Raw genomic sequence first — 9,629 nt, 5'->3', positions numbered from 1 at the left:
ACATCAGGCGCCCTGCGGGGAACCCGCACACACAAGCCCGTCGAGGGGGTCCCCCCATGCCCTTGAGGCTATGGGGGAGATTGAGGACGGAACCCCCAGCCCAGGGACCCCGCACCGCGTCAGGAGTGCCCGAGATCGCCCTCGGGATCGTCCTCCGCCGGAACGGACCCGGAGTCCCGCTCCGGACGCAGCGGGTACGCGTCCACCCGCATCGTGTCCAGCGCGTGCGGCGCCGGCTTCGGCGGCTTCGGCATCACCGCGGCCTCCGAGTGCCCGCCACAGCCGTAGGCGAGGGACACCACATGCCCGTCCGCCGGACCGAACTCATTGGCGCACACCCCGAAGGCCTGCCGCAGCGAACCGGCGAGCGGCACCAGGAACGCGCAGCTCACACAGGACGCCGGAGCGGCCTGGGCCATCGGGGTCTTCGGGCCGAACGCCTCGTCCCAGCGGTCGGCCGCCGTGTGCAGCCCGTACCGGGACAGCACCCGGGCCCGCCGCATGCCCAGTTCCTCCGCGACGGCGGCGATCGAACCGCGGCTCGTCCCGGCCGGGCGCGAGGTCAGCTCGGCGTCCTCCGCGTCGACCCGGTCGGCCATCTCCTCGGAGACGGCGGAGTTCGGCGGCGGCTCGTCCTCGCCCGTGTACCCGGGCTCCAGCCGCAGGTCCTCCGCCTCGGTGGGCAGCAGATCGCCCGGTCCCATGTCGCCCGGCCGCAGCCGCTCGCTCCACGGCACCCACTCCGGCGCCAGCAGGGCGTCACCGCCCGGCAGCAGCACCGTCTCGTCGAGCGTGACGTTCTTCGCCCGGGAGGCACGGGCGACCGTCACCGCCCAGCGCCAGCCCCGGTAGCCGGGGTCGGTGCACTCGAAGTAGTGCGTGACGACCCGGTCCCCCTCGGAGACCACGGCCACATGCTCACCCACCACCCCCGGCGCCGCGGCCTCCTCGGCCGAGGCGCGGGCGAGGTCTACCGCCTCCGCGCACAGCCGGTCGGGGACGGGGGTACGGGCCGTACGGCTTCGCGTCGTCGCAGCACTCACAGGTCTCGCTTCTCTCCTACGCCAGTCTCACGAGCGCGCCAGCACATCCATCGATTTCGGCCGTACGGCTGCGGGCGGAGCGGACCTGGGGGCCGCGTCGACGTCCGCATCCGAGGTGCCTGACCCGGGCGCACCTTCCGTCACCCATTCTGCGGGATCGCCGAGAGGCGCGCGGCCGGGAGGAAACCGCCGGTGGCGCGCTACGCACGCTACCCTCTCCGCCGCTCCCCGCCCACCTGCCCGTCCCAAACGACGCCGTATCCGCCCCCCGTGCCCCCTCCGCCACCCCCGCCGCGCCGCCCCGCCGGAACCGTCCGCACCCCCCGCCACCTGCCCGGTCACTGATCCGACGGGGCCATCCGCACCGCGCCCCGCCGCGATCCCGGTTCGTGACGGCGGGGACTGGGGCACTATGACCAAGTGGCTTCCGCCAGGTCGCACGACGACTCCGGTCCGCTCCGCAGGGCGGGGCGGGCGGTCGGGCGTGCCCTGAGGGCCCCGTTCACCCGGACCGCGCGCTCGATCCGCAGGGCGACGCACGCGCACGGGGCGGGCGAATCCGGCCTCGGCAAGCTGATCGAACTGCACGCGGTGAACGGCGCGGGCGACGTGATGATCACGGTCGCGCTCGCCTCCACGGTGTTCTTCTCCGTGCCGACGGACCAGGCGCGCGGCCGTGTCGCGCTGTACCTGGCGGTCACCATGGCGCCGTTCATCCTGCTCGCCCCGGTGATCGGCCCGCTCCTGGACCATCTGCCGCACGGCCGGCGGGCGGCCATGGCGGGTTCCATGCTGGCCCGCGCCGTGCTGGCGATCACCATGTCGGGCGCGGTGGCCACCGGCGGCCTGGAGCTGTATCCGGCGGCGCTGGGCGTGCTCGTCTGCTCCAAGGCGTACGGGGTGGTGCGCAGCGCCGTCGTCCCCCGGCTGCTGCCACCCCGTTTCTCGCTGGTGAAGGCGAACTCCCGGGTCACCCTCGCCGGGCTGCTGGCCACCGGGGCGGCCGCGCCGATCGGGGCGGGGCTCCAGACCATCGGGCCGCCGTGGCCGCTGTACGGGGCGTGCGCGATCTTCGTCGGCGGCGCGGCCCTGGCGTTCACGCTGCCGCCCAAGGTGGACTCGGCGAAGGGCGAGCGCCGGGCCCGGCTGGTGCTGCCGCACAGCCTGACGCGCAGGCCCGCCCCGGCCCGTACGGCGGAGACCGGCCGGCCGAAGGAGCGGAAGCCCCAGGAGAAGAAGTCCAAGGAGAAGAGGAACGGCGAGAAGCGGCCGGGGCTGCGGACCGTCGGCCCGTCCGTCCTGCACGGCCTCCAGGCCAACGCCGCGCACCGGGCGCTCTCCGGCTTCCTGATCTTCTTCCTGGCGTTCCTGCTGCGCGAGCACCCGCTCTCCGGGCAGAGTGCCGCGATCTCGCTGGGGATCGTCGGGGTGGCGGCCGGGGTCGGGAACGCGCTGGGTACGGCGGTCGGCTCCTGGCTGCGGGCGCGCGGCCCCGAGGTCATCGTCGCCTCGGTGCTGGGGCTGGCGCTGACCGTCGCGGTGCTGGCCGCCGCGTTCTTCAGCACCGCCCTGGTCGCCGCGCTGGCCGCCACGGCCGGGTTCACCCAGGCGCTCTCCAAGCTGTCGCTGGACGCGATGATCCAGCGCGATGTGCCGGAGGAGGTGCGGACCTCCGCCTTCGCCCGGTCGGAGACGCTGCTCCAGATGTCATGGGTGGCGGGCGGGGCGATCGGCATCTCCCTCCCCCTCAACGGCGTACTGGGCATGTCGGTCGCCGCGGGCATCCTCGCGCTGGGCGCGGCGGCGTCCGTACGGGGTCTGCTGGGCGCCGCGCGGCGCGGCTCGCCGCACCCCCGCGTGGCGTGAGCGGGAGCGACCGATAGCCTTCGGCCCATGACCGTTGCGTTCTTCTCCGGTAAGGGCCGTCGAATCGGCGTCGCTCTTGGTGCCGTGTCCGCGGGACTCCTCGTCCTCTCCGCCTGCGACAAGCCGACGCCGCTCGCCACCGTGACGGTCGGCGACAACTCGGTGAGTTCCGAGGCCGCCTGCTACAACGACGGCGACGCCCTGAAGGAGTCGCTGATCCAGGGCTGCCTGAACAAGAAGGCCGAGAAGACCGTCAAGGTCGCGATGGACGACAAGGTCCGCTTCGGCGTCGACCCGGAGATCGCGGACAACGGCTGGACCCTGTTCATCAACGGCCAGCAGGCCGAGCAGGAGCCGTACAAGAAGACCTACCGGTCCATCCCGGGCAGCGCGTTCTTCTCCAGCCAGACCGGCGAGACCACGAGCTCGACGCAGATCAGCATCGTCGAGACCAAGGGCAAGAAGCTCACCGGCATCTGGCACTTCAAGCTCGAAAAGACCGACTGACCCCCTCCTGACCTCGGAGGATCCCCCCGTGCGTGTGCTCGTCGTGACCGCTGTCCCGGTGGAACGGGACGCGGTCACGCGTGCGTTCCGGGGCGGCGCGGAGCCGGCCGTCCGCCGGATACCCGGGGCGGAGATCCACCGGGCGGGCCCGTTCGACGTCCTGGCGGGCGATGCGGGTCCCGCGGCCGCGGCGGCCTCGGCCGCGTTCGCCCTGGCGGCCGGGCGGTACGACCTGGTGGTCTCGGCGGGGATCGGCGGCGGTTTCGCGCCGGCCGCGCCCGTCGGCTCCCTCGTGGTGGCCTCCCGGATCGTCGCGGCCGACCTGGGCGCCGAGACGCCGGACGGGTTCCTGCCGGTCACGGAGCTGGGCTTCGGCCGCTCGTACCACCTCCCGCCGCGCTCCCTGGTCCAGGCGGTGGCCGCCGCGAGCGGGGCCGCGACCGGGGACGTCCTCACCGTCTCCACCGTCACCGGCAGCGCCGAGCGCGCCGCCGGTCTGCTCGCCGCGCACCCGGACGCGCTGGCCGAGGCCATGGAGGGCTTCGGCGTGGCGGAGGCCGCCGCCCGGCTGGACCTGCCCGTGCTGGAGCTGCGGGCCGTCTCGAACGCCGTCGGCCCGCGCGACCGCGACGCCTGGCGCATCGGTGACGCGCTGGCCGCGCTCACCGGGGCGTTCGGCACGCTCATCCCCGTACTGGAAGGCTGGACGCACCATGACCGAACCGATTCCTGACCCGCTGCGGATCGCCTTCTCGCCCTGCCCGAACGACACCTTCGTCTTCGACGCCTGGGCGCACGGCCGGGTCCCGGACGCGCCCGCGCTCGACGTCACCTTCGCGGACATCGACGTCACCAACGGCATGGCCGAGCGCGGCGAGCTGGACGTGCTGAAGGTGTCGTACGCGGTGCTGCCGTACGTCCTCGACGACTATGCGCTGCTGCCGTGCGGCGGGGCACTGGGCCGGGGTTGCGGTCCGCTGGTCCTGACCCGTGAGCCGGGCACCGATCTGACGGGCCGGACGGTCGCGGTGCCCAGCGAGCGCTCCACGGCGTATCTGCTCTTCCGCCTCTGGGCGGCGGAGGTCGTGCCGGGCGGGGTGGGCGAGATCGTCGTCATGCCGTTCGACGAGATCATGCCTGCGGTACGGGACGGCAAGGTCGACGCCGGTCTCGTCATCCACGAGGCCCGCTTCACGTACCAGAACTACGGTCTGCACAATCTGGCCGACATGGGCCGGCACTGGGAGGACACCACCGGCCTGCCGATCCCGCTCGGCGCGATCATCGCCAAGCGCTCGCTGGGCGCGGACACCCTGAAGCGGCTGGCCGAATCCGTGCGCGCCTCGGTGCGCATGGCGTGGGACGACCCGGAGGCCTCCCGGCCCTACGTCCTGGAGCACGCCCAGGAGATGGACCCGGCCGTCGCCGACCAGCACATCGGCCTCTACGTCAACGAGTTCACCGCCGACCTCGGCGAGGACGGCTACGCGGCCATCCGCGGTCTGCTGACCCGCGCGGCGGCGGAGGGCCTGGTCCCGGCGCTGGGACCGGACGCGCTGTCGTTCGGCTGACGGTGTGCGGACGCGGTACGGGCGCCCCGGGGCCGTCCGTACCGCGTATCACCCCAACGGGTGGCCGTCAGACGTCGAGCTGGTCCGCCACGGCCCGCAGCAGACCGGCGATCTTGGTGCCGGCGGCCTTGTCGGGGTAGCGGCCGCGCTCCAGCATCGGGGTGATGTTCTCCAGGACGGTCGTCAGGTCCTGGACGATCGACGCCAGCTCGTCCGGCTTGCGGCGCTGGGCGGCCGCGACGGACGGGGTGGGATCGAGGATCGCCACGGAGAGTGCCTGGTCACCGCGTTGTCCGGCGACGACGCCGAACTCCACGCGCTGACCGGGCTTGAGTGCGTCGACTCCGTCGGGAAGCACGGACGAGTGGACGAAGACATCGCTGCCGTCGTCGCGGGAGAGGAAGCCGAAGCCCTTCTCGCTGTTGAACCACTTGACCTTGCCAGTCGGCAAAGCACGCACCCCATCTCAACCCGTATGCCGGAACGAAGCCTCAGCAGGTCAGGCCGTCCTGTGGTCGTGCTTCCCCTGCTGGCAGAAGCCTCCACAGGTGAAGTACCCGCCGTCAAGCCTGGTCATCCGGACTGGTGTCCTGAAAGAACTACCCTGGCGGGATGAGTACTTCTCCCACCGCCGAGTCCTCCCCCACCGGAGCGGGCGACCTTCTCGTCCGGGTCGGCGCGATCGTCTTCTTCGTCGGTGCCGTGGCCACACTGGTCACGGTCGCCCCGCTGTTCCTGGGGACGGATCCGTTCCCGTCCGTCGCGTACGCCGTGTGCATGCTGATGGGCGTCGGCTTCCTGATCGCCGCGGCGGGCGTGATCCGCTCGGCGGTGGCGAACAGGGCGCGATAACTAGCCCTCCACGTGGGCGCGCAGCCAGGCGGGGAACTCCGTCAGGGACGGCAGGACCGCGTCCGCGCCGGCCGCGCGCAGTTCGGCCGCGTCGCAGGGGCCCGTCGTCACCGCGACGGAGAGGGCCCGCGCGGTGCGCGCGCCGCGCACGTCGCCGGTGTGGTCGCCCACGTAGACCGTCGCACCGTGCTCGCGCAGCGCCTCCGCCTTCGCCTCGGCCCAGAGCCCGCCGACGATCACGTCCGGTTCGATGCCCAGGTGGGTGAGGTGGAGCTTCACGCTCGGCTCGTACTTCGCGCTGACGACCATCGTCCGGCCGCCCAGGGCGCGGACCGCGTCGACGGACTCCCGGGCGCCGGGCATCGCGAGGGAGGCGGCTATCGCGTATGTGGGATAGATCTCGCGGTACCGGTCCACCATGGCGGGCACCTCGGCCGGCGGGAACCAGTTCGCCAGCTCGTCCTGGAGGGGCGGGCCCAGCCGGCTGACCACGAGATCGATGTCGATGGCGGCCCCCGTTTCGGCGGCGAGCTCCCGGTAGACGGCTCCGATGCCGGGGCGGGAGTCGATGAGCGTCATGTCCAGGTCGAAGCCGACCGTCAGTGCGTGGGAAGCCATGGGATCCATTGTGCCGAGGCGGACGGGGCGGTCCCAGGGGATATACCGCCGGAGACCCCCGGACCGGGTGCGCATAGGCTAGGCAAGCCTAACTTTTCACCGTTCGCCGATGAGGTCCGATGTCAGCCGCCCCGCCACGCCGTTCCAGACGCGCTCTCGCGACGGCGGCGGCCGTCGTGGCGCTGCTGATAGCCGTCCTGCTCAGCCTGGCCGTGGGGGCCCGTTCCATACCCCCGTCGGAGGTCCTGGACGCCCTGCTGCACGGCGGCCACTCCGACGCCGCCGAGGTCATCCGGAACATGCGGGTGCCCCGCACCCTCATCGGTCTGATGGTCGGCGCCGCGCTGGCCCTCGCCGGGACCGTCCTCCAGGGCATCACCCGCAACCCCATCGCCGACCCCGGCATCCTCGGCATCAGCCAGGGCGCGTCCGTCGGCGTCGTGCTGGCCATCGCGTACGCGGGCGTCCACACGCTCACCGGATACGTCTGGTTCGGCTTCGCGGGCGCAGCGGTCGCCTCCGTCGCGGTGTACGCCATCGCCTCCAGCGGACGCGGCGGCGCCACCCCGGTCAAACTCGCCCTCGGCGGAGCCGCGATCAACGCGCTGCTGGTCTCCGTGACCATGGCCGTCCTGACCACGAAGGCCTCCGCCCTCGACGAGTTCCGCTTCTGGCAGGTCGGCTCCATCGCCGGCCGCGAGGCCGACGTCGCCCAGCAGATCTGGCCCTTCCTGCTCGCCGGAACGGTGCTCGTGCTCAGCGTCGCCCGCGGTCTGGACGCCCTGGCCCTCGGCGAGGACATGGCCAAGGGGCTCGGCCAGAAGGTCGCGACCGTACGGATCGTCGGCGGCGTCGGCGCCACCGTCCTCACCGGGATCGGGGTCGCCGCCGCCGGGCCGATCGCCTTCATCGGCCTGGCCGTCCCGCACATCGCCCGCGCGATCGTCGGCAGCGACCACCGCTGGGTGCTGCCGATGGCCGCCCTGATCGGACCCGTGATGCTGCTCGTCTCCGATGTGATCGGCCGGATCCTGTTCCCGCCGAGCGAGGTCCCCGCCGGGGTCATGACCGCCCTGATCGGCGTGCCGTTCCTGGTCACGCTCGTCCGCCGGAAGGCGGTGCCCGCGTGACCGCCCCCGTGGAGACCTCCCCCGCCGCCGTACGGCCCGCCGGGTACGCCCTCGTCCGCATCGGGTCCCGCGGACGGTTCCTGCTGCACCGCAGGGCCACCGTCGTCGCCGTCTCGCTCCTCGTCGTCCTCGCCGCCGTCTGCGTCGCCTACCTCTGCGTCGGCGAGAGCTTCGTCGCCCCCTCCGAGGTCGTGAACGTCGTCCTCGGCCGCCCCTCCCCCGACGAACTCGTCGTCGGCACGCTGCGGCTGCCCCGGATGACCGTCGGACTCCTCGTCGGACTCGCCTTCGGCATCGCCGGAGCGCTCATCCAGACCGTCGCCCGCAACCCGCTCGCCAGCCCCGACATCATCGGCATCAGCCAGGGCGCGGGCGCGCTCACCGTCGGCGCGATGACCTTCGGCATCACCTCGTACACCGTGCTGCCGTACCTCTCGGTGATCGGCGGGGTCGCCGCCGCCGCCCTCGTCTACGCCTTCGCCTGGCGCGGCGGACTGCACGCCACCCGCTTCGTCCTCATCGGCATCGGCTTCGCCATCGCCCTGCGCTCGGTGACCACGCTCTTCCTCACCAAGGGCGACTACCTCGTCGCCCAGCAGGCCCAGATCTGGATGACCGGCTCGCTCAACGGGCGCGGCTACCCCGAGGCCGCGCCCATCGGCTGGACGCTGCTCGTCCTGCTGCCCGCCGTCCTGTGGGCGGCGCGCGCCCAGCGCACCGTCTCCATGGACGACGACACGGCGACCGCGCTCGGCGTCCGGCTCGGCCGGGTACGGCTCGGGCTCGTCGCCCTCGGCGTCGTCCTGGCGTCCGTGGCCACCGGCACGGCCGGGCCCGTCGACTTCGTCGCCCTGCTGGCCCCGCAGATCGCCCGCCGCATGACCCGGACCGCGCAGATCCCGCTGTTCTGCTCGGCCCTCCTCGGCGCGGTGATCGTCGTCCTCGCGGACCTGCTGGCCCGCAAGCTGTTCTCCCCCACCGAACTGCCGGTGGGCGTCCTGACGGCGGCGGTCGGCGCCCCGTACCTGATCTGGCTGATCATCCGCGGTCACGGTGGCCGCAGGGGAGGCAAGGCATGACCACGACCGAGAAGACCGACGCCGTGACCAGCCGGCTGGGCGCGCGGGCGCTGACCCTCGCCTACGAGGACCGCACCGTCGTCCACGAACTCGACCTCACCGTCCCCGACGGCCGGGTCACCGTCATCGTCGGGCCGAACGCCTGCGGCAAGTCCACCACCCTGCGCGCCCTCGGCCGGCTCCTCAAGCCGCGCGGCGGCGCCGTCCTCCTCGACGGCACCGAACTCTCCAAGATCCCCACCCGGAAGATCGCCCAGTCCATCGGGCTGCTCCCGCAGACCCCGGTGGCTCCCGAGGCCATCACCGTCTCCGACCTCGTGGCGCGCGGCCGCCAGCCCCACCAGCACTGGTGGCAGCAGTGGTCCCAGGAGGACGAGCGGGCCGTGACCGAGGCCATGGAGCGCACCGACATCACCGCGCTCGGCTCCCGCTCCGTCGACGAGCTCTCCGGCGGGCAGCGCCAGCGCGTCTGGATCGCCATGGCCCTCGCCCAGGACACCGACCTGCTGCTCCTCGACGAGCCGACCACGTACCTCGACATCGCCCACCAGGTGGAGGTCCTCGACCTGGTCCGCCGGCTCGCCGCACCCGCCGCCGACGGCACCCGCGGCCGGACCGTCGTCACCGTCCTCCACGACCTCAACCAGGCCGCCCGCTACGCCGACCACCTGGTCGCCATGAAGTCCGGCCGCATCGTCGCCGAGGGCGCCCCCGGCGACATCGTCACCGCCGACCTGGTCCGCGAGGTCTTCGGCCTGGACGCGGTCATCGTCCCGGACCCGGTGACGGGCTCCCCGCTGGTCGTCCCGGGACCGCCCTGGCGGCCGTAGCCCTCGCCCGGGGCCGGGCGCCCCTAGGGCGTGTCCGGAAAGTCCCGCCTGCTCGGCGACGCCTGGCACGCACGCTCGCCGCGTTGTCGGGTCGCCCCGATACATCCAGTATCGGGGCGACCCTCCGCCTTGC

The 9,629-nt window shown here is 73.1% G+C and carries 11 protein-coding genes; 8 read left to right on the top strand and 3 right to left on the bottom strand.

Annotated elements, in window-relative coordinates; translation table 11 throughout:
* Positions 1–119: 119 nt before the first annotated feature.
* Entirely contained in the window at positions 120–1,043 is a 924-nt protein-coding gene (locus tag ACZ4FH_RS36740) for a DUF3027 domain-containing protein (RefSeq protein ID WP_467310466.1), read from the bottom strand.
* A gap of 420 nt (positions 1,044–1,463) precedes the next feature.
* Here ACZ4FH_RS36740 and ACZ4FH_RS36735 point away from each other — a divergent pair, with 420 nt between their 5' ends.
* The 4 genes from ACZ4FH_RS36735 to ACZ4FH_RS36720 are packed head-to-tail and all read left to right on the top strand — an operon-like array spanning position 1,464 to position 4,987.
* Complete coding sequence (locus ACZ4FH_RS36735; protein WP_467310464.1) at positions 1,464–2,909, top strand: MFS transporter; 1,446 nt, start codon at positions 1,464–1,466, stop codon at positions 2,907–2,909.
* A 27-nt stretch (positions 2,910–2,936) separates the two neighbouring features.
* Positions 2,937–3,416 carry a DUF2771 domain-containing protein gene (locus ACZ4FH_RS36730; RefSeq protein WP_383642498.1) on the top strand — a complete coding sequence of 160 codons (480 nt, stop codon included), beginning with the start codon at positions 2,937–2,939 and terminating at the stop codon, positions 3,414–3,416.
* A gap of 28 nt (positions 3,417–3,444) precedes the next feature.
* Positions 3,445–4,149: a futalosine hydrolase gene (locus ACZ4FH_RS36725; RefSeq protein ID WP_467310462.1), complete on the top strand. Its 705-nt coding sequence runs from the start codon at positions 3,445–3,447 to the stop codon at positions 4,147–4,149.
* Positions 4,130–4,987 (top strand): 1,4-dihydroxy-6-naphthoate synthase, encoded by an 858-nt coding sequence (locus ACZ4FH_RS36720; RefSeq protein ID WP_467310460.1) that lies wholly within the window; start codon positions 4,130–4,132, stop codon positions 4,985–4,987. The genes ACZ4FH_RS36725 and ACZ4FH_RS36720 overlap by 20 nt, the downstream gene beginning before the upstream one ends.
* Before the next feature lie 67 nt (positions 4,988–5,054).
* On the opposite strand, the gene ACZ4FH_RS36715 is transcribed toward ACZ4FH_RS36720, so the two are convergent.
* Positions 5,055–5,438: a cold-shock protein gene (locus tag ACZ4FH_RS36715; protein WP_383642489.1), complete on the bottom strand. Its 384-nt coding sequence runs from the start codon at positions 5,436–5,438 to the stop codon at positions 5,055–5,057.
* A gap of 161 nt (positions 5,439–5,599) precedes the next feature.
* Here ACZ4FH_RS36715 and ACZ4FH_RS36710 point away from each other — a divergent pair, with 161 nt between their 5' ends.
* Entirely contained in the window at positions 5,600–5,839 is a 240-nt protein-coding gene (locus ACZ4FH_RS36710; protein WP_467310457.1) for a hypothetical protein, read from the top strand.
* On the opposite strand, the gene ACZ4FH_RS36705 is transcribed toward ACZ4FH_RS36710, so the two are convergent.
* The gene (locus ACZ4FH_RS36705) at positions 5,840–6,466 is read right to left on the bottom strand and encodes an HAD family hydrolase (protein ID WP_467310455.1); all 627 of its coding nucleotides are present in this window, start codon (positions 6,464–6,466) and stop codon (positions 5,840–5,842) included.
* 110 nt (positions 6,467–6,576) lie between these two features.
* Between ACZ4FH_RS36705 and ACZ4FH_RS36700 the strand changes: the two genes are divergently transcribed.
* From ACZ4FH_RS36700 to ACZ4FH_RS36690, 3 genes are read left to right on the top strand one after another with little or no spacing between them, the layout of a single operon-like run.
* Positions 6,577–7,587: a FecCD family ABC transporter permease gene (locus tag ACZ4FH_RS36700; protein WP_467310453.1), complete on the top strand. Its 1,011-nt coding sequence runs from the start codon at positions 6,577–6,579 to the stop codon at positions 7,585–7,587.
* Entirely contained in the window at positions 7,584–8,666 is a 1,083-nt protein-coding gene (locus tag ACZ4FH_RS36695; RefSeq protein ID WP_467310451.1) for a FecCD family ABC transporter permease, read from the top strand. The genes ACZ4FH_RS36700 and ACZ4FH_RS36695 overlap by 4 nt, the downstream gene beginning before the upstream one ends.
* Positions 8,663–9,496, top strand: coding sequence for an ABC transporter ATP-binding protein (locus ACZ4FH_RS36690; RefSeq protein WP_467310449.1), 834 nt, complete (start codon positions 8,663–8,665; stop codon positions 9,494–9,496). Before ACZ4FH_RS36695 ends, ACZ4FH_RS36690 begins: the two co-directional genes overlap by 4 nt.
* Positions 9,497–9,629 lie beyond the last annotated feature (133 nt).

Source organism: Streptomyces sp. NPDC024555, from assembly GCF_055559335.1.
Note: the sequence above shows the minus strand (reverse complement) of the source record. Positions and strands in the feature narration are given on the sequence as shown.

What these genes read in the sequence shown, in the direction of transcription:
- ACZ4FH_RS36705 (WP_467310455.1), bottom strand. Translation starts at nt 6,466, where the DNA reads ATGGATCCCATGGCTTCCCACGCACTGACGGTCGGCTTCGACCTGGAC.
- ACZ4FH_RS36720 (WP_467310460.1), top strand. Translation starts at nt 4,130, where the DNA reads ATGACCGAACCGATTCCTGACCCGCTGCGGATCGCCTTCTCGCCCTGC.
- ACZ4FH_RS36700 (WP_467310453.1), top strand. Translation starts at nt 6,577, where the DNA reads ATGTCAGCCGCCCCGCCACGCCGTTCCAGACGCGCTCTCGCGACGGCG.
- ACZ4FH_RS36730 (WP_383642498.1), top strand. Translation starts at nt 2,937, where the DNA reads ATGACCGTTGCGTTCTTCTCCGGTAAGGGCCGTCGAATCGGCGTCGCT.
- ACZ4FH_RS36690 (WP_467310449.1), top strand. Translation starts at nt 8,663, where the DNA reads ATGACCACGACCGAGAAGACCGACGCCGTGACCAGCCGGCTGGGCGCG.
- ACZ4FH_RS36710 (WP_467310457.1), top strand. Translation starts at nt 5,600, where the DNA reads ATGAGTACTTCTCCCACCGCCGAGTCCTCCCCCACCGGAGCGGGCGAC.